Origin of the sequence: Tabrizicola sp. (assembly GCF_051645465.1) — a bacterium.
Lineage (GTDB): Bacteria > Pseudomonadota > Alphaproteobacteria > Rhodobacterales > Rhodobacteraceae > Tabrizicola.
Map to the genome: position 1 here is coordinate 1 of NZ_JBOFBI010000376.1, position 25,339 is coordinate 25,339.

Here is a 25,339-nt window from a genome sequence, read left to right on the forward strand (position 1 = left end):
AACATTAATGTTGGGAAAGAGTGGTACGAATTGCAAGGGCCTAGGATACATTAGAGTTCAATTTATATTTAAAACAAGTTGTTATGATACAGTACGCTATCCACTGAGACTGGATCATGGTGGACCCTGGCTCCACCAAATAGACCCGATATCTGAACGACAAAGCCCCGCCACGCTGCGGGGCTTTGTCGTTCTGGGCCTGCCCACGACGTAACGAAGTGGGCGCATCAGGGTTTGGCAAGTCTGCGCCTAAACCCGCCGCGCTCGGTAAGCTCTGCGGAACAGAAACACCCCCGCCGGCACAAATGACTTGATCGATATCCGAAATCGAGCAAGCTTGCCGCGGAACGATAAGCAACAAAGCAAGTGTCATATGAATGCGGCCTGGGCGCTGGCCAAAGACCATCTGGCCCCCACAAATGGCCCGCGCCGCCGCAGGTTCGGGGCGCTTGAAGTCGCCATGCATCTGCATGACACGCGCCATTCTCTGGTCACTTTGCCGGATAGCCCGGCCCTCTCGCACGCCCAACTGCGTCACAAAAGTGTGGCGCAAGTGATTGAATTTGCTAATAGACCAATATCCGAACGTCAGAAAGGCCAAGACTGATGTCGGAGCATGCGGCCCTCAAGTCAGCCCCGACGGGTCTCATGACGGCGAGCAGAGCTGCAGGCGGGCACTGGGACGTGATCGTGATCGGCACCGGCATGGGCGGCGGTCTCGCAGGACGGCGGCTTGCGGAACGCGGCCTCTCGGTGCTTTTCGTCGAGAAGGGACCCGTCGGATACCGCACCGAGAAGCAGGTCCTTAGCGACGATATCGATGACTACAACGCGCGGCAGATGCGCGGCTTCTGGCCAACAAAGATCGAAGCCCGGCTGAACGGCGGCCATGCCGAGCGTTTCTTCGGCCCGCTTGGCAGCGGCGTTGGCGGCTCATCCGTCTTCTATGCTGCAGCAACCGAACGGCCCGAGCGGCACGATCTGGAAAGCGTCGAGGGGTTTGACCACCCGTCGGGAGGCTGGCCGGTCGGATTTGACGCCTTCCTGCCCTATATCTACCAGGCAGAAGAGCTGCTTTCCGTTCGGGGAGAGGCCGACCCCCTGTCCGATCTGCCCGGCCCCAATCTTGCGGCCCCGCCCCTGAACGCGGCCGAGGCCCTGCTGTTCGAGGATCTGCGCGAGGCCGGACTGCATCCCTACCGCTCACGCGAGGCGATGCGCCGTTTGCCAGGCTGCGACGATTGCCTGGGCCGGAAATGTCCGCGACCCTGCAAGATGGACGGCCGCTCGGCCGGGGTCGAGCCGGCGCTGGAAACCGGGCGTGCATCACTGCTGGCGAATTGCACGGTTGAAGAGCTGATCGAAACTTCGGGCCGAATCTCCCGGATTCGCGTCCGCGCCGACGGGCAGGAATTCATGCTTCGCGCGAATATCGTCGTTCTGGCCGCTGGGGCACTGCATTCCCCCGGTCTGCTGCTTCGGTCCACCGGTACCCACGCAGCCGGATGTGCCAACTCAAGCGGCTGGGTCGGCCGCGGGCTGATGTTTCACCTGAATGAGCTGGTCGCCCTTTGGCCAAGACGTGGCAATCCGCCTGTCGGCGCGACGCGGACCGTATCGTTCCGGGATATTTACACTCATGACGGGCACCGGCTGGGTCTAGTGCAGTCGATGGGCCTTGCCGCTGACGCCGGGCGGATCGCGACTTATCTCAAAGGCGTTGTGCGGCAATCGTTCGTCCGCCGCCTCCCCGGCATCAATCAGCTGACAACCATGAGCGCCAGGATCGGCGCCAAGATGTTCGGAAGCGCCACCGTCCTTGTCGGCCTGCTGGAAGACCTGCCCTATTTCGAAAATCGGGTGCTGCCGCATCCTGATGAGCCGGACAGCCCCTTGATCGAGTACCGGGTATCGGACGAATTGAAGCGGCGGCGGTCGCTGTTCCGCAAGCTCATTCGAAGGAAGCTCGGGCGGCGTCGCACGATGCTTCTCAGCTTCAGTCCGACCCTGAACTATGGCCATCCTTCGGGAACGCTGCGCTTTGGCACCGATCCCGCGACGTCGGTCCTTGATGCCGACTGCAAGGCGCATGACCTCGACAACCTCTTTGTCGCCGATGGATCGTTCATGCCGAGTTCGATGGGGGTCAATCCCAGTCTCATGATTGCAGCAAACGCGCTTCGGGTCGCTGATGCGGTCGCAGCCCGCTTTGACCTTGCCACGCGGAAGGCAAGCTGATGCGGGGTGACCTGTCGGTGCCGGAGGCGCGCTCGGAGATTGCGGTGGTGACCGGGGCAAGTGGCGCTCTTGGTCTGGCGCTGACTGCAGCCTTGGCGCGCCGAGGCGTGGTTGTAGCAGGCATCGCGGCTGCGCCAGTTGCAGCGGAAGCGGAGGCCGTCCTGCACGTCGTCGCCGATGTCGGCGATCCCGCAGCCGTCACCCGCGCCTTCGACGAAATCCGGGCCCAGCTTGGCACGCCGACCATCATGATCAACGCTGCCGAGGTCTATCCGCACCGGGATATCCTGGACGAAACACCGGCAAGCTTCATGGAGACGGTTCAGATAAACCTGGGCGGGGCCTTCAACTGCTGTCACGCGGTTCTTCCGGACATGGTGGCCGCCGGCAAGGGACGGATCATCAACATCGTGACGTTTGCCGATATCCAGCCCGCCCCGCTGGCCGCCGGATATTCGGTTTCAAAGGGCGCAATGCGCATTCTTACCAAGTCCCTGGTTGCTGATCTGGGGGACCGGTTTCCGGGGATCGTCATCAACGACTGGGTCCCCGGCACCCACACACCGCGCCGGGGCATCCCCGATGGGGTTGACCCACTGGTTGCGGCCGAGTGGGGGGCCAGTCTTGCATTGCTGCGAGAACCGGCGATCAACGGCATCGTCTTCCTGCAGGACCGCGAACACTTAGCCGCCCGATCCTTCAAGCGGCGGGTGAAAGAGCGCGTCCTCGGCAAACGCCGCGCGATGGTCAGGCTTGGCTGAAGCGTTACTCTGCCGGTTGCGCCCTGGCGCGTGCGGGCCGGTTCGCGTCGTTCCAGGCCAGCCGTTTCTTGCGCTGCCAGAACCACGGCTTCGGATTGTCGGCCCGCGTCACCAGCATCAGAAGTGACGGGATGATGATCAGCGTCAGCACCGTGGCGAAGGCAAGGCCATAGACGATGGCTGAGGAGAGCGCGATCCACCACTGGGTGGACGGCGCGCCAATCGTAACCTCTTGGTGCAAAAGTTCGACGTTAAGACCGAAGGCGATGGGCAGAACGCCGAGGATTGCCGTCAGGGCCGTCAGCACCACTGGTCGTGCGCGTTCGCGGCAGGTCTGCAGGATCGCGTCGATCTTCAACCGCCCCTCGCGCCTAAGCGTGTCATAGGTATCAATCAACACGATGTTGTTGTTCACAACCACACCGGCCAGCGCAATTACGCCGATACCGGTCATCACGATGCTGAACGGCTGGCCCATGAGCAACAGGCCCAGAAGTACCCCAACCGTCGACATGACAATCGCGGAAAGCACCAGAAACACCGAGGTGAAGCTGTTGAACTGAGCCAGGAGCACAACGAAAATCAGGAAAATCGCTGCCGCAAAGGCCTTCATCAGGAACACCATCGACGCGGCTTGTTCTTCGTCTTCTCCGGCAAGCTTCCACTGCACACCATACTGTTCAAGCTCCGCCTCACCAAGGGCCTTGGTGATTGCGGCACGGATAGCGTCGGCCTGGACGCCCTCGCGGATTCCGGCTTCGACCGTGACGGTGCGTACTGCGTCCAGCCGGGTCAGAGTGCCGGTCGTCGCTGCGGCTTTGCGGGTGACGAAGTTCGAGATCGGGACCGAGCCTTCTGCGGTCTGGATACGGAGCTGATCCAGCGCTGCAATGGTTCGCTGTTCGAGCGGCAGACGAAGGACGATATCCACCGCATCATCGGCCCCGGGCGGGCGGTAGTCGGAAAGCTTCAGCCCCCCGGTTACCAGTTGCACCATCGCCCCCACGGTCGAAGGCGCAATCCCGTACCGGGCGGCGGCGGCGCGGTCGACCTCAAGCTCCCAGTCCACACCGGGCGGCGGCAAGCCGTTCGAGATGTCAATTACATCAGGGATCGTCGCAAGCTTGTCCGCGACCTGACGGGCGACCTCGTTAAGACCTGTAGGATCCTCGGCCGACAGCTCGATCTGGATCGCCTTGCCGGTGGGTGGCCCGGCCTGCGGAACTGAGACCTCGATTTCCACACCCGGAATGCCAACCATCGCGGCGCGGAGGTCGGCTAGAATCGCATTGGCGGCCTTACGTTCGCGCCAGTCCAGAAACTCATACTGGATCGTGCCAATCACATCGGCGTCGACATCATTCCCACTGCCTCCGCCGCCACCGGTCCGGGTATAGACGGTCGCGACGCCCGGCCAGCCAAGGATGCGTTTCTCGGCCTCAGCGACCAGGGCGTCCTTTTCCAGGATCGAGAGATTGCCGCGGGCCTTGACGTAAAGCAGGCCGTACTCGGGCTCGACGTCCGGGAAGAACTCGACCCCTTTGCCGTTGAAGTAGTAGTACACCGGCACCCAAACAAGCAGAACAACAGTCAGCAACAGCATGATGAACGGGTGTCGCACTGCCTTGCCGACAACCCACATATAGAGCCCGTCCTTTGGCTCGGGCCGGTGTTTGAATGGCTTGGCAATCAGCGCGCCAAGAGTCGGCACGAAGACCAGCGCATAGAGAAGCGAGGCTGAGAGCGTGACGATCAACGTGATCGGCAGGTACTTCATGAACTCGCCCGTAATGTCGGGCCAGAAGAGCAAGGGTGAGAAAGCGGCGACACGGGTCAGGGTGGCGGCCGTAACCGGCCCTGTCATGCGATGCGATGCAAGTGCAAAAGCCTCGCGCTTGTCCATGCCTTCTGACATCCGGCGCTCTGCGAATTCGGTAACGATGATTGCGTCATCGACCAACATACCCACGGCAAGGATAAGGGAGAAAAGGACGACAATGTTGATTGTGAAGCCCCAAAGCGAAAGGGCAAGCATGCCCATCAAGAACGAGGCGGGGATGGCCAGGCCGATCAGGATCGAGGCGCGGACGGACAGCGCGTAGAGGATGACGATGAAGACCAGGATGACCGCCGTCAGGACCGAGTTCTGCAGGTCAAAAAGCAGCTGCCGAATGTCCTTCGACTTGTCCTGGCTGAAGTTGACGACAGTACCTTCCGGGAGAAGTTCTTTGAACTCTTCCGTGATCCTTTTCACCTCATCGACCGTCTCGATCAGGTTCGCGCCAGTGCGCTTTGAAACCTCGATCGCAACTGCAGGGGCGCCGTTCAACCGGGTGACGGACGTAGGCTCCTTCAGAGTGGGCAGGATCTCGGCGATGTCGCGAACCCGGACCGTGGCGGCGCCGGTCGAGATCACCGGAAGCTCGGCCACATCCTCCACCGTTTCCAAAAGCGAGGGGACCTTGATTGCATACCGCCCCATCGCACCTTCCAGCGCGCCTGCCGCGACCAGCTGGTTTCCTGAGGCAAAGCCCGCGATCAAGATATCCGGCCGCAGGCCATAGGTGGCCAGTTTGCCGGGATCGATGACCACTTCGACCAGATCCTCGCGAACGCCTTGCAGGTCGGCATTTAGAACAGTGGGTAGTTCTTCGACCCGGTCGCGCAGCTCGCGCCCGGCCTGGGCCAGCTTACGCTCGGGAACATCACCGGAAAGGGTGATGACCAGAACGGGGAACTCCGAAAGGTTTATCTCGCTGACTGTCGGTTCGTCGGCATCGTCAGGAAGTTCGGGGCTGGCCTGAGCGACTTTGTTTCGTACATCGTCAAGCGCCTTGTTCAAATCCGAACCAACCTGAAATTCCAGAAAGATGTTGCCACCGTCCTGATAAGCGGTCGAGTTCATCTCCTTGATGCCCGAGATCGACTTCAACGCAGTCTCCATCGGGCGCAGCAGCAGCCGCTCCGAGTCCTCCGGCGAAATCCCAGAAAGGTGCAAACTGACGTAGAGCGCCGGGAACTGGATGTCCGGATCGGCCTCTTTCGGGATTGAGATATAGGACATCGTCCCGGCCAGCATCAGGAAGATGAGGACCGAAATCGTTAGCCTTGCATTGGCGATGGCGGTTTCAACAAGTTTCATTGTCCGACCTCGGCAGAGACCTCGACCGCCTCGCCGTTGTGGACCAGGTCCTGCCCGGCGGTAATGATCCGAACGCCTTCGGGAACGCCGGTGACAACAAGGCCGTCGGGTGTGTCGTCGATGATCTTGACGACAGCGAACTGGGCCAGATTGTCCTTGCCGACAACGCGAAGCCCAAGCTCTCCGGTCTCGGACAGCGTGATGATCGACCGTGGCACCACCACCGCCCGAACCGGCGCAGCGTAAAGCGTGACTTCGGTCGTCATCCCTGACGGGAGCGTAAGGTCAGGGTTCGGCAACGCGATCTCGACCGGGAAGGTACGCGTCTCGGCCGTGGCCTCGCGGGCGACCAGCCGGACGGTCCCCTCCATCTCGGTCCCGTTCACCAGGCGGATGCGAGCCGTCGAACCGACCGTGACAGTGCCCAAGTCAACTTCGCTGATCTCGGCCTTCACCAGGATCGGGTCCAGCGCGAGGATGGTCGCCACCGGCGTACCGGTCTGGACCCATTCGCCAAGCTCGACTGACAGAGTGTCGACAACCCCCGCAAAAGGTGCCTTCAGACGAAGCCGGTCCGCCGAGGCCTGCGCCCGGTTCAGCTCGGCCGCCGCCTGGTCACGGGCCGTCCGGGCGGTGTTTCGCGCGCTTTCCGAGGTGCTCCCCCCGGCAAGGAGCCTCTCGGCCACTTCCAGATCCCGCTCTGCCTGGGCAAGCGCTATTTCGGCGATCTTTTCCTGCGCCACGGCCTCGGGGCCTTCCAGCGTCATCACGACGCTGCCTGCCTCGACCATACCGCCCTTGGTCAATGCCAGCGTGGCGATCACGCCGTCCGCTCTTGCGGCAAGCGCCGCCCGCTTGTCGGCCGCGGTGATCCCCGAAAGCCGGATCGCACGGGCGTGATCCACGAACGACGGCTCGACCGCCGCCACAGTGCGAACCAGCGGAGCCTTCTCGGCCTCGGGCGCTTCTGCCGTCGGGGATTCCTTACCCTCAGCCTGCTGCGCGCTGCCGACCGAAGAAAACTCTCCGGTAGCGATCCAGGCTCCGGCGGCGACCAGGACGCAGAGAGCCGCAATTCGGTGAAACTTCGGCATGGCTGAGCTGATCCAAGGCAAGTGGTTGAAAGAAAAGAGATTCACGATCCGCACGCCGAAAATTAGCGCTACGCCGTTTCCGGCCGGATACTCATGACACTTACGCAAGATGTCATACGCCCCGGCGTCAGCAAGGTCCAGTCCCGCCAAAACATGGCGGACTGGCTTGACTTGGCACAGGAAAACGCCCATGTGCCCCCTGTCCGAAGCCCGTGCCGCGTGAGCACTGAAAGGCCCGGACATGGGTTCCCATATTCACGCAGGGGCGCCGCCAGCGGCACGGCACCGGGCAAGCGTCCGGGGCGAGGGTCGCTTGGCACCTTGAATGATGGATGATCCCATGACCGGCTTTGCCGAACTCGGCCTTTCGCCGAAAATCCTGAAAGCGCTGGAAAAGACCACGCTTAGAGAGCCTACCCCGATCCAGGCGCAGGCCATTCCCTATATCATGCAGGGCCGTGACCTGATGGGCCTTGCGCAGACGGGCACCGGCAAGACCGCCGCTTTCGGCCTGCCGCTTCTGCACCGGCTTCTGGATATCGGCCACCCGCCGGGACCGAAGAACGTCCGCGCCCTGATCCTTGCGCCGACGCGCGAGCTCATCGGCCAGATCAAGGACAACTTCGAGGTCTTCACCAAGGGCACCGCCGTCAAGGTGACGATGGTCGTGGGCGGCGCCTCGCTTTTCAAGCAGGCGCAGGCGCTTTCGAAAGGCACCGACGTGCTTGTCGCGACACCCGGCCGTCTGATTGACCTTCTGGAACGCGGCGATGTCAGCCTTGAGAAATGCGGCTACCTCGTCCTCGACGAGGCCGACCACATGCTCGACATGGGCTTCATCCATTCCCTGCGGAAGATCGCCAAGCATATCCCGCTGAAGCGGCAGACTCTGCTTTTCTCGGCCACCATGCCCAAGGACATTTCGGAAATCGCCGATACCTATCTGCGCGATCCCGTGAAGGTGCAGGTGGCCCCCCCGGGCAAGCCGGTCGAACGGATCAGCCAGGGCGTCCATTTCATTCCGAACGGCGACAAGGCCAGGCTTCTGGAAGAGTACCTGAAAAAGCACCCGGGCGAGCAGGCCCTCGTCTTCGGCCGCACCAAGCATGGATCTGAAAAGCTTGCAAAGCTTCTGGCGGTCTGGGGTTTCAAGGTCGGCTCGATCCACGGCAACAAAAGCCAGAACCAGCGCGACCGCACCCTGACCGAGTTCCGGGGCGGCGAACTGGATGTGCTGGTCGCGACCGACGTCGCTGCGCGTGGGATCGACATCCCGACCGTGCGCCATGTCTACAACTTCGACATGCCGAACGTGCCCGAGAATTACGTCCACCGGATCGGCCGCACGGCGCGGGCCGGGGCGGACGGCGCTTCGATCAGCTTCTGCGCGCCTGCCGAGATGGCAGAGCTGCAGGCGATCGAGAAGCTGCTGAAAAAGCCGCTGCCTATCGTCGGGGGCGCGCCCTGGGCTGCGGATGTCGTCGCGGCGGCTCCACGGCCGGGTCAGAACCGGGGGCAGCGTTCGGGCGCGCGCGGTGGGCAGAAGCAGGGTTCGATGCCTCCGGCAAAGCCGCAGGGTCAGCGACCGGCGGGGCAGAAGCCACGGCAGGGAGGGCCTAAACCCCAGGGCGGCAGCTTTGCACCCCGGCGGACCGACGGCGCGGCAAAACGCCGCCCGGGCTAAGGCGGTTCAGCTCGCCTCTTCCTCGAGGTTCAGCTTCATTTCCAGAAGCACCTGCTGAATGGCAAGCGTCTCGCGCAAGAGACGCTTGGCCTCGTTGATCGAAATCCTGCCGTCGCCAATCGCCTGGTTGTACTCGGCCATCAGCATCCCGAAGCGCTGCGCCAGCGCCACCACGTCCTGGTTCACACCGGACGAGGTCGAGTTCCGTTTCTCGCCATCGTAGGACAGCGTTATGCCGCGCAGATCGGCCAGGGCAGAGGTCACATGCGGAAAGCCGCTCGAAGCCTCTAGCTGCGCGACAACGTCTATCGGCATGAAGCGGTCGTCGTGTTCGTTGTTGTCAGAGTAATACCGCCCAAGCGTCGCCTTCGACTTGCCGGTGATCTCGCAGGCGTTTTCGATGCCCACATCCTTCACCAGCGCTTCGGTATGTTTCTTCAGATAGGTCGCGATAGACATCAGTTGCTCCGAAACCCCTGCCCTATGGTCAATAGCGGGGAAAGCCCGTTGTTTTTTCCCATTAATCCGATGGGAACGTTTTGTCATGAATAAACATGTTCCGGGCGTACCGGAACGGTAGTGAGTGTCCGATGTCCCCAGCATCGGAAAGGGAGGGGTCCGCCGCATCAGTCCAGCTACGGATTGACGGCGGCGCCGGTGTTTTGCGGCGGGCCCGTGTTTTCGTGACGAGTGGGCGGCTGTTGTCCGCGTGCGATTTACTGCTGTGTTTGCGGGTCCGCTATGCGCACCCGAGTATTGGTTTCCCGCCATCGCCGGGCCACGCTGCAAGTCAAGTCACTTGCAGCGCGGCCCGGCGATAGGCTAGGGGATGCGGCCATGGCCAAGCTCTACTTCCATTTCTCGACCATGAACGCGGGCAAGTCGACCTCGCTCCTCCAGGCCTCGCACAACTATCGCGAGGGCGGGATGGAGACCTATCTGATCACGGCGCAGTTCGACTACCGGGCCGGGCAGGGCCGGATCGCCAGCCGGATCGGGATCGGCGAAAATGCCGATACCTTCGGCCCCGGCGAGGATATGTTCGAAAAGCTCAAGGCGCGCTTTGCGAAAGGCCCCGTGGCGTGCGTTTTCGTAGATGAAGCGCAGTTTTTGTCCAAGGACCAGGTCTGGCAACTGGCCCGCGCCGTAGATGATCTGGGCGTGCCCGTGATGTGCTACGGACTGCGCGTCGATTTCCAGGGAAACCTCTTCCCCGGTTCAGCCGCGCTGCTCGCCTGGGCTGACGAAATGCGTGAGGTCCGTACGATCTGCCACTGCGGGAAAAAGGCCACGATGGTTGTCCGCAAGGGCCCGGACGGCAAAGCCCTGCGTGAGGGCGATCAGGTCGTGATCGGCGGGAATGAGACCTATGTCTCACTCTGCCGCCGTCACTGGCGCGAGGCGGTCGGCGACTGAAGCCTGGACGGGCGGGCAATCATCACGCCCGCCAGTGCGATCAGAGCCATCCCGATCCACGAATACCAAGCCAGCGTCTCACCCCAGATCGCCCAGGTCCAGAAGGCCGAGGCGGGCAGGATGACATACTCGAAGACCGACACCTTCGCCGCCTCGGCCATCTGGTAGGCCTTGATCATCAGGCCAACGCCCAACAAGGACCCCGCAGCCTGCACGAAGGTCCACCAGAGAAAGCTCTCTGTAGGCCAGACCGGCCCACGCGTCAGGAACCGTGCCGGGCCCTCAGCGACCTCGGCTGGGTAAACCGCCAGAACCGCCATCCCGATCATGCCAAAGATCCCCAGCATGGCGAAAAATCCGCCAAGCAGAGTTTCCGCAGATTCGTCGCGGCACCACTCCCGCGTCGCGATGTTCCCCATCGCGTAAAGCGCACCGGCCAGAACCGGCAGCAGCGCAGCAAGGCTGGCGCCCTTCAGGGCTTCCGGGCCAAGAACAATGACCGCACCCGTGAACCCGACCGCCACCGCCAGCGCCTGCCACGCGCCGATCGGCTGAGCATAGACGAACCGCTGGATCAGCAGAACGAAGATCGGCGCCGTGAAAAGCCCCGCCGCCACCTGGGCCACCGGCAGAAAGGCCAATGCGCCGAAGTAGATCAGCATCGCCATCCCATGGATCGTTGACCGCGCAAGCACGCCCCCGGCTCGTCTCGGCCAAAGGCGCAACCCAAATGGCACGGCCAGAACCAACAGCAGAACCAGTGCCATCGCCGTGCGCGTCACATGGAACTGCCAAAGCCCGCCGTCCACGGCAATCACCCGCACATAGTTGTCGGTAAAGCCGATGAGGCTTGCATAAACCAGTACGGCGCCCGCCGCGGCCAGGGTTCGGTTCTGGGGATCGCTCATCTGCCCTTCCGGCTTGCCTCATGCCCTACATGCCGGGCCATCTCGCGCAACGCCAGTCCGAAGGCGACCTGTCGCGCAAGGTCCCGTCGCTTGCGCACCTTAATGCACGGGTGATTGTCGCCGCCCTCCTGTCCGGATAAGCTGCCGCAAAACAGGCAGAGACCTTGCGGCCGATGACGGCTTTGAAGAAGTATCAACGGCTTGAATGCGGTGGCTTGTGGCGCGAGACGCCGCAGGATCAACGACGCGAGGTGCTTGTCCGCTTCGGCGACGCCACCCTTGTGCTCTCCGATCCGAAAAGCGGTGCTGCCATCAGCCACTGGTCGCTTCCGGCCATCGAACGGATCAATCGCGGCGAAGAGCCGCCGGTCTTTGCCCCAGGCCCGGATGCACACGAAAGCCTGGAACTGACCGACCCGGACATGATCGCTGCCCTGGGCGCGGTCCGCAATGCGGTACAGTCCGCAACCTCCCGTCCCGGCAGATTGCGCGGCGTCCTCCTTGCCGGAACCGCAGCCGCTGTGCTGCTCGTCGGGGTCCTCTGGCTTCCCAGCGCGCTCGTTCGGCATACGGCCTCGGTCGTGCCTCCGTCGCAAAGGGCCGATATCGGGCAGCGTGCACTTGATGACCTCGCCCGGCTGACCGGAACCAACTGTCGCAACCAGCTTGGCCTGCAGGCTCTGGCGGCCCTGTCCGAACGCGTGTTCGGTCCGCTCGACACGCCGATCCTTTACGTCATGCCCGAAGGGGTCGAGCGGCCCCTGCACCTGCCGGGCGACATGATCGTCCTGCCGCGCCGCATGATCGAAGAAGCCAACGGACCCGAAGCCGCAGCAGGCGCCGCCCTGGTCGAACGCCTGCGCAGCAGGGCGCGCGATCCGATGATCCCGCTTCTGGAGTTCGCGGGGCTCCGCGTGACCTTTGGGCTGCTCACCACCGCCGAACTCCCCAACGGCGCGCTCGACGGCTATGGCGAGGCGGCCCTGCGCGCGACGCCCGCCGATCTGCCGGACAGCACGGTCATTTCGGCTTTCGAAGCCGCGCAAATCCCTCTGACCCCCTATGCCGTGGCGGTGGATCCGGACGGCCTGACCACCGGCACCCTGGTGTCAAACGATCCCTACAAGGGGCTTTCGGAAACACCGCTGATTTCGGACGAGGCCTGGCTCGCCCTTCAGGGCATCTGCAGCGGCTGACAGGCCCCGGGTTTCAAGGCCCGATGACAACCGCATCAGGGAACCCCCGCCCCCGCAAATCCCGCCGCGCCTTGACCGCCGCCTCGGCGGAGTCGAATGGCCCGGCAAAGACCGTCGTCAGGCTTTTGCTTCCGCCGCTCACACGGCCCCGCACGACACCGTAGCCAAGCTTCGCCAGCTTTGCTTCCGCCCGCGTGACATTGGCCGCTGCGCCGAAGCTTCCGACTGCCACGAAGAACCCGCCCGCAGCCGCTTCGCCCTGCGCGGCGGCAGGCGCCTCTGTCGTTGCGGCACCTGCCGTTTCCGCCGCCGACCCATCGCTCGGGACGGGTGCTACACCCACTTCCTCGGCCACCGGCACCCGGCGGCCCGAAGGCGGACTGCCGCAAATCCGCTTGCCCTCGCGCGTCACACGGGGGATCCACAGCACCTCACGCTCTGTCCCGGCGCGAACAAACATGCAGCCCTCGCTGTCCACGTATTGTTGCCCGGCGTAGTCTGCAGGGGGAAGCTCGGCCGGACCAACCCGGTCGCGCGCCTCGGCAGCGCCGACCCCGAAGACCGCCAACACGACGAGAAGCGCGGCATGCTGTTTCATGCGGGGCGATCCTTCCCTTGCCTGGTGCGTCGTCATCACTTTGTCCCGAACATCCGGTCCCCGGCATCGCCAAGGCCCGGCACGATATAGCCGTGGTCGTTCAGACGGCTGTCAACCGCCGCGGTTACAATCGGCACATCCGGGTGCGCCTCTTTCATCCGGGCAATGCCCTCTGGCGCCGCCAGAAGGCAAAGAAACCGGATCTGCTTCGCCCCGGCCTGCTTCAGCAGCGACACAGCCGCCGCGCTGGAATTGCCGGTCGCCAGCATCGGGTCGACCACGATGGAAATCCGGTCCTCCAAGTGGTCCGGCAGCTTACAGTAGTACTGCACCGGCTGCAGTGTCTCAGGGTCGCGGTAAAGCCCGACGAAGCCCACCCGCGCCGCCGGGATCAGCTCCAGAATGCCGTCCAGAAGCCCGTTCCCGGCCCGCAGGATCGAAACCAGCGCCAATTTCTTCCCCTCGATCGCCGGGGCATCCATCTCCTCCAGCGGAGTCTCGATCCGCTTGGTGGTCATTGGAAGCTCCCGCGTGACCTCATAGGCCAACAGAAGGCTGATCTCGCGCAGGAGCTTGCGGAAACTAGCGGTTGAAGTGTCCTTCTCTCGCATCAGCGTCAGCTTGTGCTGGACCAGAGGGTGCGACACGACGGTCAGGTGATCCAGCATTCCTCAGGCCTCCAGCTGCTTCGCAATCCTCGCCTTGGTATCGGCATCGCAGAAGGCCGCGTCAAGCGACTGACGGGCAATGCGACGGAATTGCCCCTCGTCCCAGTCGAAGGCGCGGTGAAGCTCGTCGTACTCCCGCGCCATAGTGGTGTGGAAGAACGGCGGGTCGTCAGTCGAAATCGTGACCTTCACCCCCCGCCGGTCGAGTTCCGCAATCGGATGGTCGCGGAAGGTCGGATAAATGCCAAGCGCCACGTTCGATCCCGGACAAACCTCCAGCACCACACCCTTCTCCGCCAGCTCGTCCGAAAGGGCCAGATCTTCTATCGCCCGCACGCCATGTCCGATCCGCTCCACCTCCAGATCACGCACCGCCGCGCGCACGCTTTCCGGCCCGCCCCATTCGCCCGCATGCGCCGTAAGTCGCAACCCCGCCTCCCGCGCGCAGTCGAAAGCCCAGCGGAAGTCTTTTGGGGCCAGAACCTTCTCATCCCCCGCGATACCGAACCCGACGATCCAGTCCCCCGCCGTTTCTGCCGCACAGACCGCCGTCTCCCGCGCCTTCTCCGGCCCGAAATGCCGGATGCAGGTGACGATCCCACGAAGCGTGATCCCCATCTGCCGCTCCGCCTGATCCGCGGCCTCCCGCATTGCATGCAGGTACTCCCGCCAGGCCCCGACATCGCGCCCACCGCAAAAATCCGGCGAAAGGAATGTCTCGGAATAAACCACGCCCGAGGCCGCCGACTCCTCCAGCACTGCCAGCACGAGCCGATGATAATCCTCGGGCGTCTGCAGCGCCGAGGTCGCCGCCTCATAGACCTTCAGGAAGTCCCAGAAGTCCTTGTAGCGGTAGTTCCCCTGCGCATCGAAGATGCCGGATATGTCCAGATGCTTCTCCTTCGCGAGCCCCGCGATGAAGGCAGGCGGAGCCGCCCCTTCCAGATGCAGATGCAGCTCGACCTTCGGCAACTCGCTCATACCGGCCCCATTTCTTGTCTATAAATATCCCACGGGGGTCCGGGGGTGTGAAACCCCCGGTCCGGCGGCAATCAAAGGAAGCTCCGCCCCGGCCCCTGCGCTGCCACCCCCAGATGCGCCGCAATACTTGCGCCCACATCGACAAAGCCGCAACGACCCACCTCGCGCGCGCCCGTGCCCCAACCCACGACCGGTACCCGTTCTCGGGTATGATCGGTCCCCGCCCAGGTCGGGTCATTGCCGTGGTCCGCTGTGAAGATCGCAAGGTCTCCAGGCTTCAGACCCGCGAAAAAACGCGGCAAGCCTGCATCGAACCACTCCAAAGCCCGGGCATAGCCTGCCACGTCGCGGGGATGACCATAGAGCGTGTCGAACTCGACAAAGTTCGCAAAGGTCAAGGAACCCTCCTCAGCCTCAGCTCCAAGCCGGATCAGATGTTCGAAAAGGTCAGCATCGCTCTTGCCCTTGCGCAGCTTACCGATACCGCGCATCGAAAAGATGTCGCCGATCTTGCCCACCCCGTGGGTCGCCCGCCCGGCACCCGCCACCCTGTCCAAAAGCGTGGGCGAGGGCGGCTCGATGGCAAAATCCTTGCGGTTCGAGGTGCGCTTGAAGTCCCCCGGCGTCCCGGTGAAAGGCCGGGCGATCACCCTGCCGACCTTCCGCGCATGCAACATCGGCGCGAGGTCCTTGCACAGCTTCAACAGCCGCTCGAGCCCGAACGCCTCTTCATGCGCGGCAATCTGGAAGACCGAATCCGCAGAAGTATAACAAATCGGCCAGCCGGTCCGCAGATGCTCCTCGCAATGCTCGGCAATGATAGGGACGCCCGAGGCATGGCAGTTCCCCAGAATACCCTCGGTCCCCGCCAATCGGCAAACCTCAGCCACGATGTCATCAGGGAAAGCGGGCACCGTATCGGGGAAATAGGTCCAGTCCCACGGGACCGGCACCCCCGCCAGCTCCCAATGCCCCGAAGGCGTGTCCTTACCCCGCGACACCTCGGTCGCCGCCCCCCACAGCCCCTCTGGCACAGCGTCCAACCCCGGCGTTGCGGCGCCCGACGCAAGCCGGATCGCCGCCCCGAGGCCCAGGCGGTCCAGGTTCGGCATCTTCAAGAGCCCCGACCGGCCCACCTCCGCGCGCCCTTCGGCACAGGCCACCGCTATATGGCCCAGCGTGTTCGACCCCTCATCCCCAAACGCCGCCGCATCCGGCGCGCCGCCGCAGCCGACCGAGTCCATCACGATCAGAAAGGCCCGCGCCATTTCAAGCGATCCTCTTCTGCACCAGCGCAGGCTCGACCGGTGGCTCCGGCCCGATCACATAGGCCGCCTGCACCGCCCGGACCGCCGCCTGCGCCGCCTCTTCGGTCACGGCATGGACCATGGCCAGCGGCACCCCCGCCCCCGCCTCCTCCCCGATCCCCGCGAGGTCGGACAGACCGACGGACGGGTTCACCTTGTCGCCCTCGCGCAAGCGGCCCCCGCCCAGATGCACCACCGCCAGACCCAACGCCTCACCGTCGATCCGCGCCACGAACCCATCCTCCAGCGCCGGAACCTCCAGCATCACCGGGGCCGAGGGTAGCCGGTCCGGCCAGCGCTCGACAAAGTCCGCCGGCCCCCCCTGCGCCACGACCATCCGCCCGAAAACCTCGGCCGCAGCCCCCGATTCCAGTGCCTCGGCAATCCGCCCCGCGCCATCTTCCGCATCGCTTGCCAGCCCCGCCAGCGCCAGCGCCTCGCCACCCAGCGCCGCCGTCAGGTCCCAAAGCGCCGTGTTGACCGAGGTTCCGGTCAGCGTCTCCATCACCTCGATCACCTCCAGCGCGTTGCCCGCCGCCGTCGCCAAAGGCTGCGACATGTCGGTGATGAGCGCGGTCGTCATGCAGCCCGCCCCCTGCGCCGTCGCGACCAGCGACCGTGCCAGCGCCTCTGCCCGCTCCGGCGTCTTCATGAACGCGCCCGAGCCGCATTTGACATCCAGAACCAGCGCCTCCAGACCCGCCGCCAGCTTCTTCGACAGGATCGAGGCCGTGATCAGGTCAATCGACTCCACCGTCCCCGACACATCTCGGATCGCGTAAAGCCGCCGGTCCGCGGGGGCCAGATCAACCGATGCCGCGACGATGGCGCATTTCACGTCTGCCATCTGCTTCCGGAACGCCGCCTCATTCAGCCCCGTCCGGAACCCCGGAATGGCCTCCAGCTTGTCCAGTGTGCCCCCGGTATGGCCCAGCCCCCGGCCCGAAATCATCGGCACATAGGCCCCGCAAACCGCCAGCGCCGGGGCCAGCAGCAGCGACACGCAGTCGCCGATCCCGCCAGTAGAATGCTTGTCGACCACCGGGCCGGGCAGGTCCCAGTCCATGACCTTGCCGCTGTCCCGCATGCCACGCGTCAGCGCCACCCGCCCCTCTTCGTTCAGGCCCTTCAAAAGCACTGCCATCGCAAAAGCCCCGGCCTGCGCATCGGTCACAGCACCCGAGGCAAGCCCCGCCGCAAACCAGCGGAGGTCATCGGGCGGAGGCTGCCCACCATCCCTGATCTTCGCGATGATGCTGCGCGCGTCGGTCATGCCCGGTCCATGTGGGCCGCGGTGAAGACGCCGGGCAGAAGCTCGGCCACCGTCATCACCTTCTCTTTGCCGTCCGTCGTGCATAGCGTCACGCGCACCTCCTGCCCGGCAAACTCCGCGATCTTCTGACGGCAGCCGCCGCAGGGTGGCACCGGCTCGGGACTGTCGGCGATCACCAGCACCTCGGCGATCTTCGTCTCGCCCGCCGCGACCATTGCCGCAATCGCCCCGGCCTCGGCGCAGGTGCCTTCGGGATAGGCCACGTTCTCGACGTTGCAGCCGACATGCACCGCGCCGCTGGCCGTGCGGATCGCGGCACCCACCTTGAAACGCGAATAGGGCGCGTAGGCCCGTTCCCGCACTGCGGTCGCCGCTGCCAGAAGCGTCATCACACCCCTCCATTTGACCATTTGGTCAGAGTGTGGGCCGCGCCGGGCTTTTCTGCAAGCGGATCACAGCACCCGGGTCGGCGGATTGCCGGGTAGCGTCACTTCCAGAAGCTGCAGGTCAGGGGTCGGGTCGGCATAGCGCGTGGCCATCCCCGGCGGGATCACGAACGCATCTCCAGGTTCCAGGCGGTAGGGCTCCTTCCCCTCGCCCTCCAGTGTCATCCCCCCCGACATCACGAAGGTGAAGAGGATATCGCCATCATGCACCGTCCAAGGTGCCGGGGCCGCAGTGGGCCGCGCCACCATGACCGAGGCGACGCCCTTGGTGTTCGCATGAATGCTGGTGTCCCTCGCCTCGAACCCCGGAACGCGGAACGGCTGAAAGACCCCGTCCTTGCCGATGTCGTGGACGAACTTCTGCCCGTCCCACTCGCGGTCGGGGCGCAAGTCGGGCGTGGGCAGCTCCATCTCGTGGTCGATCTCGGTGACATGATCTGCCGGAACACCTATCTCCACCACCTGCACGCCTTCGGACTCCAGAACCTTGTGGCGGATGCCCGGCGGCTGGATGAAGCAGTCCCCCGCGTGGATGCGCCGAACTCCACCCTGGTCCTCGTAAAGCACGTCCACCCAGCCCGCGACGCAGAAGATGAGCTGGAACCCCACCTTGTGGAAATGCACCATGTCCGGCACCGGCCCGTCCGGCACCCGGATGTGGCTGGCGATCATCGCCCCACCAAGGCGCGACGGCACCAGATCGCGGTACTCCATCCCCGCCCGCCCGATCACCCACGGCGCCTGATCCGCAAGCCTGCGGACGACGAAGGCATGCTCCGTCGCGGGCGTCACAACCGGGTGGTTCAGCGCGTCGATCTCGACCCTGGTACCGTTCGGGGCCAGAAGCTCCAGCTTTCCGTCGGCGAAACCGTCGGGATCATCAGTCAGGATGCGGATCGTACCGGGGGCCTCGGTCGCGCCCTTGGCGATCCGAAGCCGCAGACCGTGGCCGGACAGAACCGCGACTTCCGGGTTGTCGGCAGGAAAGATCATGTCCAGCCGCATCTTCAGCACCTTGGTGTAGAACGGCAGATCGTCCCGCAGCTCTTTCGTCGGCAACCTGATCTCGGCCCGTACTTCCGTCATGGCATTGTTTCCGTCATGGCATTCCCCGTGCTATGGCGGCATGGTGATTTGCGGTCTGACGATTTGCAAGCGGCACAAGAAACGGCATCAACTGCAGCGGAACTGGTGGAGAGCGAAAACTGGTTTAATATTAAACCATATTCGCAGGAGGGGTGAATGGACGAGGCTCGAAGCGACAACGCGCGGCAGGCGGCGCTGGACTATCACGAGTTTCCGAAGCCCGGAAAGCTTGAGGTCCGCGCCACAAAGCCCCTTGCGAACGGTCGCGACCTCGCCCGCGCCTATTCCCCCGGCGTCGCGGAGGCCTGCCTGGAAATCAAGGCCGACCCCACCACTGCCAGCCGTTACACCAGCCGGGCAAACCTCGTCGCCGTCGTCTCGAACGGCACTGCCGTCCTTGGCCTTGGAAACATCGGCGCCCTTGCCTCCAAGCCGGTGATGGAAGGCAAGGCCGTCCTCTTCAAGAAATTCGCCAGCATCGATTGCTTCGACATCGAGGTGAACGAACCCGACCCGGTGAAACTTGCCGAAATCGTCTGCGCGCTCGAACCCACCTTCGGCGCCGTGAACCTTGAGGACATCAAGGCACCCGACTGCTTCATCGTCGAGAAGCTCTGCCGCGAGCGGATGAATATCCCCGTCTTCCACGACGACCAGCACGGCACCGCCATCGTCGTCGGTGCTGCCGCGACCAACGCCCTGATCGTCGCGGGCAAGCGGTTTCAGGACATCCGGATCGTCTCGACCGGCGGGGGTGCTGCCGGGATTGCCTGCCTCGAAATGCTGGTCAAGCTCGGCGTTCGGCGCGAAAACATCTGGCTCTGCGACCTTGAGGGCCTCGTCTACACCGGCCGCAAAGCGCAGATGACTCCGCAAAAGGAAGCCTTCGCCCAAGGCAGCACCCCCGCCACAGTCTCCGATGTCATCACCGGCGCCGACCTCTTCCTCGGCCTCTCCGGCCCCGGCGTCCTGACCCCCGACATGGTCGCAAGGATGGCCCCGAAGCCGATCATCTTCGCACTGGCCAACCCCACCCCTGAAATCCTCCCCGACGAGGTCCGCAAGGTCGCCCCCGAGGCGATCATGGCGACCGGACGCTCCGATTTCCCCAATCAGGTCAACAACGTCCTCTGCTTCCCTTTCATCTTCCGCGGCGCCCTCGACGTCGGCGCCACCGAGATCAACGACGCCATGGAGCTTGCCTGCATCGACGGCAGCGCCGCCCTTGCCCGCGCCACCACGTCAGCCGAGGCCGCCGCCGCCTATCACGGCGAAACCCTCAGCTTCGGCCCCGACTACCTCATCCCCAAACCCTTCGACCCCCGCCTGATCGGCGTCGTCGCCTGCGCCGTTGCGAAAGCCGCGATGGAGACCGGAGTGGCGACCCGGCCGCTGACCGACCTTGACGCCTACAAACGCCGCCTCGACGGCTCGGTCTACAAATCCGCGCTCCTCATGCGTCCGGTGTTCGAGGCCGCCCGCCTGGAAACCCGCCGCATCGTCTTTTCCGAAGGCGAGGACGAACGCGTCCTCCGCGCCGCCAACGCCATGCTGGAAGAGACCACCGACGTCCCGATCCTCATCGGCCGCCCCGAGGTGGTCGAAGCGCGCTGCGAACGCTATGGCCTGCCGATCCGCCCCGGCCGCGACTTCCATCTGGTGAACCCGGAAAACGACCACCGCTACCGCGACTACTGGGGCACCTACCATGAGCTGATGGCCCGGCGTGGCGTCACCCCCGACACCGCCCGCGCGGTCATGCGCACGAACACCACCGCCATCGGCGCGATCATGGTGCATCGGGACGAAGCCGACAGCCTGATCTGCGGCACCTTCGGCCAGTTCAACTGGCACCTCGGCTATGTCCGCCAGATCCTGGCCCGCGGCGGGTTGCACCCGGTCGCAGCACTTTCCCTGATGATCCTCGAAGACGGCCCCCTCTTCATCGCCGACACCCATGTCCACCCAGAACCCACCGCCGATCAGATCATGCAGACGGTGATCGGCGCCGCCCGCCACGTCCGCCGCTTCGGCCTCGCCCCCAAGATCGCGCTTTGCACCCAGTCGCAGTTCGGCAACATGGACACCGCCAGCGCCCGCCGCATGCGGGATGCGCTCGAGATGCTGGACACCCGCGAGCCCGACTTCGCCTATGAGGGCGAGATGAACATCGACGCCGCCCTCGACCAGTCGATCCGCGACCGGCTGCTTCCCGGCTCACGCTACGAAGGGGCCGCGAACGTGCTGGTCTTTGCATCAAGCGAGGTCGCCTCGGGCGTCCGCAACATCCTGAAGGTCAAGGCAGGCGGACTTGAGGTCGGGCCGATCCTGATGGGCATGGGCAACAAGGCACATGTGGTCACCCCGGCCATCACCGCGCGGGGGCTTCTGAACATGTCCGCCATCGCGGGGACCCCGGTCGCGCATTACGGCTGATCCCTCCTCGTTCGACTTCGTCTCCTCGTCGGAGGATACCCGCGCGAGGAGTGCGCTCGACGAGCCGCCCAAAGGCACGCGACTTTCAAAGATATCGCGACCTGTTCCCGGTAACAGCGTTGCGCGGCGGCCTGCCTCTGCCGTACCACTGGCGCCAGAAGAAACGGGGGAGGATACGATGACATATGCGCAGCTCTACAAGTCCTGGCAGGACGATCCGGAAGGCTTCTGGCTCTCGGCGGCCCAAGGCATCGACTGGGTGACAAAACCCACCCGCGCGCTCGATGCCTCCCGTGCTCCCCTCTACGAATGGTTCACCGACGCCCGGGTCAACACCTGCTGGAACGCGGTCGACCGCCATGTGATCGCCGGCCGGGGCCATCAGCCCGCGATCATCCACGACAGCCCGGTCACCGGCACGAAACACGTCATCACCTACGCCGAGCTTCAGGATCGCGTCTCCCGCCTTGCCGGAGCACTCCGCGCCAAAGGCGTCGAACAGGGCGACCGCGTCATCATCTACATGCCCATGGTGCCCGAAGCGCTTGAGGCGATGCTCGCCTGCGCCCGCCTTGGCGCGATCCATTCGGTCGTCTTCGGCGGCTTCGCGGCGCATGAGCTTGCCGTCCGCATCGACGACTGCACCCCGAAGGCGATCATCGCCGCCTCCTGCGGGATCGAGCCGACGCGCGTCGTCCATTACAAACCCCTCCTCGACGCGGCTATCGACCAAGCCGACCACAAGCCCGACTTCTGCGTGATCTTCCAGCGCGAACAGGAAGTGGCCAAGCTGATCCCCGGTCGCGACGTGTCCTGGCACGAATTCCAGTACGGCGCCGCCCCGGCCGAGTGCGTCGCCGTCGCAGGCAACCACCCAGCCTACATCCTTTACACCTCCGGCACGACCGGGGCGCCGAAGGGCGTGGTCCGGCCAACCGCCGGGCATCTCGTCGCCCTCAACTGGACCATGCGGGCGATCTACAACTGCGGCCATGGCGATGTGTTCTGGGCCGCCTCTGACGTGGGCTGGGTCGTCGGGCACAGCTACATCTGCTACGGCCCCCTCATCGCGGGCTGCACCACCGTGGTCTACGAAGGCAAGCCCGTCGGCACCCCCGACGCCGCCGCCTTCTGGCGCGTGATCGCCGAGCACAAGGTGAAAAGCTTTTTCACCGCCCCGACAGCACTCCGGGCGATCAAGCGCGACGATCCGGAGGGCAAGCTCGTCACAGCCATGCCAACGCTGCAGGCCCTCTACCTTGCCGGCGAACGCGCAGATCCCGACACGATCCATTGGGCGCAGGCCCACCTCAAGGTGCCCGTCATCGACCACTGGTGGCAGACCGAAACCGGTTATGCCATCGCGGCCAACCCGCTGGGGATCGAACATCTTCCCGTGAAGATCGGCAGCCCGTCGGTCGCCATGCCCGGCTTCGATGTCCAGGTTCTGGACGAAGGTGGCCATCCCGTCTCGTCCGGCACTCTGGGCGCCATCGCGATCAAGCTGCCGCTGCCCCCCGGCACCCTTCCCACCCTCTGGAACGCCGAGGACCGGTTCCGCAAAAGCTACCTCTCCCACTTCCCCGGCTACTATGAGACGGGGGATGCGGGCTACATCGACGCCGACGGCTACCTCTACATCATGGCCCGCACCGATGACGTCATCAACGTCGCAGGCCACCGCCTGTCCACCGGCGCAATGGAGGAGGTGCTGGCCTCGCACAAGGACGTGGCTGAATGCGCGGTGATCGGGGTGGCGGACGAGCTGAAGGGCCAGTCGCCCCTGGGCTTTCTCTGTCTCAACAAGGGCTCGAACCGGCCGCATGACGAGGTGGTGAAGGAATGCGTGATGCTGGTGCGCGACCAGATCGGCCCCGTCGCCGACTTCAAGCGCGCCGTTGTGGTCGACCGCCTGCCCAAGACCCGCTCGGGCAAGATCCTCCGCGGCACCATGGTCAAGATCGCGGACAGCCAGCCCTGGAAGATGCCGGCCACGATCGACGACCCCGCGATCCTCGATGAAATCACTACCGCCCTGCAAACACTTGGCCTCGCGCGGAGTTGAAAACACGCGGCACTGGACAGCGAGGGAATCCTGCGGCAATCTTTGCATTATGCAAATATCGTCGCACCACCGCCTGGAGTCCGCATGACCCTGCCGGACCATTCCGTCGCCATTACGCGCGCCGACGCGCTGCAAGACCTGCGCCGGGCAGCCCACGCGCTTTCGCGGCATCTCGATACCGGCCCGGAGCGCGCAGACCTGGCCCTGATCGAAGAGGCCATCTCGCGGCTTTCGGCCAACCCCAAGGCTCTCCCCGACGACATCGGTGAGTTTGATCGCTCCCGGCTCGACCATCTTCTTGACCTCACCGGCCCTGATCTCGGACCCGAACTCCTCGCCCGCCTGACCGAAGACCTGACTGCAACGCTGGACTCACTCCAGCAAGGCGCCGCCGTCCGCGACTGGAAACGGCTGCGGGAAGCGACACATGTCCTGATCTCGCTCGCCGGTTCTGTCGGCGCCTTGTCGCTGCAGGCCATGGCCGAAGGTCTGAACACGATCGCGCACAGCCAGGACCAGGCGGCTGCCCAGGCAACGATGCCCATGCTTATGCGCCAGCTCAGGGCCCTGATCAGCTTCGTAAGCTCCACCCGCATGCCGAATGGCGCAAGCACATGAAATCCCCGACCAACATCTCCCGCCCTTCCGTCCTCTTGATCGAAGACACGCTGTCGTTGCAGATGGTCTACCGCTCGATCCTGGCCACGGCGGGGCACCGGGTCGTCGTCGCGGGCAATGCCGTCGACGGGCTGACGCAGTTCCAAGCGCACCGGCCGACCGTCGTGCTCCTCGACCTGGTGCTGCCCGACCGTGACGGTCTTGAGGTCATGCAGGACATCCTGACCCAGGAACCCGAGACCCGGGTCATCGCGATCACCGCAAATGGCTCGGTCAACCGCGCGGTCGAGGCGATGCGGGCCGGGGCGCATGACTTCCTTGTAAAGCCGTTCGAGGAAGGCAGGTTCCTCTCGACCGTGCAAAACGCCCTGGCCGAAGCCAACTCGCGCAACCAGCCAGCCACACCCGCAGCGCAGACCCACCCACAAGCTGCCACAAACGACGCTTCGGGCTTCATCGGCTCGTCCGATACGATGAAGCGGATCCATTCCACCATCTCTTCGGTCGCCCGCTCGATGGCCACGGTGTTCATCACCGGCGAAAGCGGCACCGGGAAAGAGCTTTGCGCCCTTGCGGTCCATGCCAATTCCAACCGCGCCGCCGGACCGTTCATCGCGTTGAACTGCGGGGCGATCCCGCAGGACCTTCTGGAAAGCGAGGTCTTCGGCCATGTGAAAGGCAGCTTCACCGGCGCGATCTCGGACAAACCCGGCGCGGCGGCGGCAGCCGATGGCGGCACGCTTTTCCTCGACGAGATCTGCGAAATGGCCCCGGCGCTCCAGACCAAGCTCCTGCGCTTCCTGCAGACCTCGACCGTCCAGCCCGTCGGCGCAACCCGGCCCCGCAAGGTAAACGTCCGCATCGTATGCGCCACCAACCGCGACCCGCTGGATGCCGTCCGCCGCGGACATTTCCGCGAGGACCTTTACTACCGCCTCTACGTCGTCCCCATCCACATGCCGCCACTCCGCGACCGGGGCCAGGACACGATCGAAATCGCCGAAGCCGCCCTCGCCCGTTTCGCACAGGAAGAGGGCCGCATCTTCCACGGCCTGACCCCGCAGGTCCGCAACCTCCTCTCGTCCCTGCCCTGGCCCGGCAACGTCCGCCAGCTTCTGAACGTGATGCGCAACGTCGTTGTGCTGAACCAGGGCGGCTGGGTCACCCCGGAAATGCTGCCCCCTGGGCTCACGGAAGAAGAACCCAGCGCCGAACTTCCCGGCGTCCCGCAACCCCTGGCCCCCGACGCGACCTCCGAAAGCCTCGTGGGCCTTACCCTCGCCGAGGCCGAACGGCGGCTGATCGAGGCGACCCTGGCGCAATACGGCGGCTCGATCCCGAAGGCCGCCCGCGTCCTCGACGTCTCTCCCTCCACGCTTTACCGCAAGATCGAAGCCTGGAACGCCAAGGCCAGCTAAGGCC

General features: G+C 64.5%; 20 protein-coding genes. 9 read left to right on the forward strand and 11 right to left on the reverse strand.

Translation table 11 applies throughout. The features are described 5' to 3' along the window. The first annotated feature begins 606 nt into the window (after positions 1 to 606). Positions 607 to 2,238, forward strand: coding sequence for a GMC oxidoreductase (locus ACRCSW_RS23030; RefSeq protein WP_438707984.1), 1,632 nt, complete (start codon positions 607 to 609; stop codon positions 2,236 to 2,238). Next, positions 2,238 to 2,999 carry an SDR family NAD(P)-dependent oxidoreductase gene (locus ACRCSW_RS23035; RefSeq protein WP_438707985.1) on the forward strand — a complete coding sequence of 254 codons (762 nt, stop codon included), beginning with the start codon at positions 2,238 to 2,240 and terminating at the stop codon, positions 2,997 to 2,999. The genes ACRCSW_RS23030 and ACRCSW_RS23035 overlap by 1 nt, the downstream gene beginning before the upstream one ends. A 4-nt stretch (positions 3,000 to 3,003) precedes the next feature. Here the strand turns inward: ACRCSW_RS23035 and ACRCSW_RS23040 are convergent, their stop codons facing one another. Both ACRCSW_RS23040 and ACRCSW_RS23045 read right to left on the reverse strand, forming a co-directional pair. Beyond that, entirely contained in the window at positions 3,004 to 6,141 is a 3,138-nt protein-coding gene (locus ACRCSW_RS23040; protein ID WP_438707986.1) for an efflux RND transporter permease subunit, read from the reverse strand. After that, the gene (locus tag ACRCSW_RS23045; RefSeq protein WP_438707987.1) at positions 6,138 to 7,235 is read right to left on the reverse strand and encodes an efflux RND transporter periplasmic adaptor subunit; all 1,098 of its coding nucleotides are present in this window, start codon (positions 7,233 to 7,235) and stop codon (positions 6,138 to 6,140) included. Before ACRCSW_RS23045 ends, ACRCSW_RS23040 begins: the two co-directional genes overlap by 4 nt. A 340-nt stretch (positions 7,236 to 7,575) precedes the next feature. On the opposite strand from ACRCSW_RS23045, the gene ACRCSW_RS23050 reads away from it, so the two are divergent. Continuing rightward, positions 7,576 to 8,919 carry a DEAD/DEAH box helicase gene (locus tag ACRCSW_RS23050; protein ID WP_438708010.1) on the forward strand — a complete coding sequence of 448 codons (1,344 nt, stop codon included), beginning with the start codon at positions 7,576 to 7,578 and terminating at the stop codon, positions 8,917 to 8,919. A gap of 6 nt (positions 8,920 to 8,925) precedes the next feature. Here ACRCSW_RS23050 and ACRCSW_RS23055 read toward each other — a convergent pair whose 3' ends face one another. Continuing rightward, positions 8,926 to 9,378, reverse strand: coding sequence for a hypothetical protein (locus ACRCSW_RS23055; protein WP_438707988.1), 453 nt, complete (start codon positions 9,376 to 9,378; stop codon positions 8,926 to 8,928). A gap of 378 nt (positions 9,379 to 9,756) precedes the next feature. On the opposite strand from ACRCSW_RS23055, the gene ACRCSW_RS23060 reads away from it, so the two are divergent. Then, entirely contained in the window at positions 9,757 to 10,335 is a 579-nt protein-coding gene (locus ACRCSW_RS23060) for a thymidine kinase (protein WP_438707989.1), read from the forward strand. Here the strand turns inward: ACRCSW_RS23060 and ACRCSW_RS23065 are convergent. Further along, positions 10,308 to 11,243 carry a DMT family transporter gene (locus ACRCSW_RS23065; protein ID WP_438707990.1) on the reverse strand — a complete coding sequence of 312 codons (936 nt, stop codon included), beginning with the start codon at positions 11,241 to 11,243 and terminating at the stop codon, positions 10,308 to 10,310. The two genes, ACRCSW_RS23060 and ACRCSW_RS23065, sit on opposite strands and share 28 nt — an antisense overlap. Positions 11,244 to 11,416: 173 nt before the next feature. On the opposite strand from ACRCSW_RS23065, the gene ACRCSW_RS23070 reads away from it, so the two are divergent. Further along, on the forward strand, positions 11,417 to 12,439 hold the full coding sequence (locus tag ACRCSW_RS23070; RefSeq protein WP_438707991.1) for a hypothetical protein: 1,023 nt from the start codon (positions 11,417 to 11,419) through the stop codon (positions 12,437 to 12,439). 13 nt (positions 12,440 to 12,452) lie between these two features. On the opposite strand, the gene ACRCSW_RS23075 is transcribed toward ACRCSW_RS23070, so the two are convergent. From ACRCSW_RS23075 to ACRCSW_RS23105, 7 genes are all read right to left on the reverse strand, one after another. Then, positions 12,453 to 13,037 (reverse strand): SPOR domain-containing protein, encoded by a 585-nt coding sequence (locus ACRCSW_RS23075; protein WP_438707992.1) that lies wholly within the window; start codon positions 13,035 to 13,037, stop codon positions 12,453 to 12,455. Between the two features lie 35 nt (positions 13,038 to 13,072). After that, positions 13,073 to 13,705, reverse strand: coding sequence for a uracil phosphoribosyltransferase (gene upp / locus ACRCSW_RS23080; RefSeq protein WP_438707993.1), 633 nt, complete (start codon positions 13,703 to 13,705; stop codon positions 13,073 to 13,075). Between the two features lie 3 nt (positions 13,706 to 13,708). Further along, on the reverse strand, positions 13,709 to 14,686 hold the full coding sequence (locus ACRCSW_RS23085) for an adenosine deaminase (RefSeq protein ID WP_438707994.1): 978 nt from the start codon (positions 14,684 to 14,686) through the stop codon (positions 13,709 to 13,711). 71 nt (positions 14,687 to 14,757) lie between these two features. Next, positions 14,758 to 15,954 (reverse strand): phosphopentomutase, encoded by a 1,197-nt coding sequence (locus ACRCSW_RS23090; protein WP_438707995.1) that lies wholly within the window; start codon positions 15,952 to 15,954, stop codon positions 14,758 to 14,760. A gap of 1 nt (position 15,955) precedes the next feature. Continuing rightward, positions 15,956 to 17,266 carry a thymidine phosphorylase gene (locus ACRCSW_RS23095; protein ID WP_438707996.1) on the reverse strand — a complete coding sequence of 437 codons (1,311 nt, stop codon included), beginning with the start codon at positions 17,264 to 17,266 and terminating at the stop codon, positions 15,956 to 15,958. Continuing rightward, complete coding sequence (locus ACRCSW_RS23100; RefSeq protein WP_438707997.1) at positions 17,263 to 17,655, reverse strand: cytidine deaminase; 393 nt, start codon at positions 17,653 to 17,655, stop codon at positions 17,263 to 17,265. Before ACRCSW_RS23100 ends, ACRCSW_RS23095 begins: the two co-directional genes overlap by 4 nt. A 63-nt stretch (positions 17,656 to 17,718) precedes the next feature. Next, complete coding sequence (locus ACRCSW_RS23105) at positions 17,719 to 18,798, reverse strand: cupin domain-containing protein (protein ID WP_438707998.1); 1,080 nt, start codon at positions 18,796 to 18,798, stop codon at positions 17,719 to 17,721. 156 nt (positions 18,799 to 18,954) lie between these two features. On the opposite strand from ACRCSW_RS23105, the gene ACRCSW_RS23110 reads away from it, so the two are divergent. From ACRCSW_RS23110 to ACRCSW_RS23125, 4 genes are all read left to right on the forward strand, one after another. Next, positions 18,955 to 21,234, forward strand: a complete 2,280-nt coding sequence (locus tag ACRCSW_RS23110) for an NADP-dependent malic enzyme (protein ID WP_438707999.1) — start codon at positions 18,955 to 18,957, stop codon at positions 21,232 to 21,234. A gap of 178 nt (positions 21,235 to 21,412) precedes the next feature. Further along, a complete protein-coding gene (locus tag ACRCSW_RS23115; protein ID WP_438708000.1) occupies positions 21,413 to 23,299 on the forward strand; it encodes a propionyl-CoA synthetase in 1,887 nt (628 codons plus the stop codon). Positions 23,300 to 23,383: 84 nt separating this feature from the next. Next, positions 23,384 to 23,917 (forward strand): Hpt domain-containing protein, encoded by a 534-nt coding sequence (locus ACRCSW_RS23120; RefSeq protein WP_438708001.1) that lies wholly within the window; start codon positions 23,384 to 23,386, stop codon positions 23,915 to 23,917. Then, on the forward strand, positions 23,914 to 25,335 hold the full coding sequence (locus ACRCSW_RS23125) for a sigma-54-dependent transcriptional regulator (protein WP_438708002.1): 1,422 nt from the start codon (positions 23,914 to 23,916) through the stop codon (positions 25,333 to 25,335). Before ACRCSW_RS23120 ends, ACRCSW_RS23125 begins: the two co-directional genes overlap by 4 nt. Positions 25,336 to 25,339: the final 4 nt, after the last annotated feature.

Bases quoted from the DNA above. Each gene is read 5' to 3' on its own strand.
- ACRCSW_RS23045 (WP_438707987.1), bottom strand. From the start codon at position 7,235: ATGCCGAAGTTTCACCGAATTGCGGCTCTCTGCGTCCTGGTCGCCGCC.
- upp (WP_438707993.1), bottom strand. From the start codon at position 13,705: ATGCTGGATCACCTGACCGTCGTGTCGCACCCTCTGGTCCAGCACAAG.
- ACRCSW_RS23115 (WP_438708000.1), top strand. From the start codon at position 21,413: ATGACATATGCGCAGCTCTACAAGTCCTGGCAGGACGATCCGGAAGGC.
- ACRCSW_RS23085 (WP_438707994.1), bottom strand. From the start codon at position 14,686: ATGAGCGAGTTGCCGAAGGTCGAGCTGCATCTGCATCTGGAAGGGGCG.
- ACRCSW_RS23050 (WP_438708010.1), top strand. From the start codon at position 7,576: ATGACCGGCTTTGCCGAACTCGGCCTTTCGCCGAAAATCCTGAAAGCG.
- ACRCSW_RS23055 (WP_438707988.1), bottom strand. From the start codon at position 9,378: ATGTCTATCGCGACCTATCTGAAGAAACATACCGAAGCGCTGGTGAAG.
- ACRCSW_RS23040 (WP_438707986.1), bottom strand. From the start codon at position 6,141: ATGAAACTTGTTGAAACCGCCATCGCCAATGCAAGGCTAACGATTTCG.
- ACRCSW_RS23125 (WP_438708002.1), top strand. From the start codon at position 23,914: ATGAAATCCCCGACCAACATCTCCCGCCCTTCCGTCCTCTTGATCGAA.
- ACRCSW_RS23030 (WP_438707984.1), top strand. From the start codon at position 607: ATGTCGGAGCATGCGGCCCTCAAGTCAGCCCCGACGGGTCTCATGACG.
- ACRCSW_RS23070 (WP_438707991.1), top strand. From the start codon at position 11,417: ATGACGGCTTTGAAGAAGTATCAACGGCTTGAATGCGGTGGCTTGTGG.
- ACRCSW_RS23100 (WP_438707997.1), bottom strand. From the start codon at position 17,655: ATGACGCTTCTGGCAGCGGCGACCGCAGTGCGGGAACGGGCCTACGCG.
- ACRCSW_RS23060 (WP_438707989.1), top strand. From the start codon at position 9,757: ATGGCCAAGCTCTACTTCCATTTCTCGACCATGAACGCGGGCAAGTCG.
- ACRCSW_RS23065 (WP_438707990.1), bottom strand. From the start codon at position 11,243: ATGAGCGATCCCCAGAACCGAACCCTGGCCGCGGCGGGCGCCGTACTG.
- ACRCSW_RS23110 (WP_438707999.1), top strand. From the start codon at position 18,955: ATGGACGAGGCTCGAAGCGACAACGCGCGGCAGGCGGCGCTGGACTAT.
- ACRCSW_RS23095 (WP_438707996.1), bottom strand. From the start codon at position 17,266: ATGACCGACGCGCGCAGCATCATCGCGAAGATCAGGGATGGTGGGCAG.
- ACRCSW_RS23105 (WP_438707998.1), bottom strand. From the start codon at position 18,798: ATGACGGAAGTACGGGCCGAGATCAGGTTGCCGACGAAAGAGCTGCGG.
- ACRCSW_RS23120 (WP_438708001.1), top strand. From the start codon at position 23,384: ATGACCCTGCCGGACCATTCCGTCGCCATTACGCGCGCCGACGCGCTG.
- ACRCSW_RS23035 (WP_438707985.1), top strand. From the start codon at position 2,238: ATGCGGGGTGACCTGTCGGTGCCGGAGGCGCGCTCGGAGATTGCGGTG.
- ACRCSW_RS23090 (WP_438707995.1), bottom strand. From the start codon at position 15,954: ATGGCGCGGGCCTTTCTGATCGTGATGGACTCGGTCGGCTGCGGCGGC.
- ACRCSW_RS23075 (WP_438707992.1), bottom strand. From the start codon at position 13,037: ATGAAACAGCATGCCGCGCTTCTCGTCGTGTTGGCGGTCTTCGGGGTC.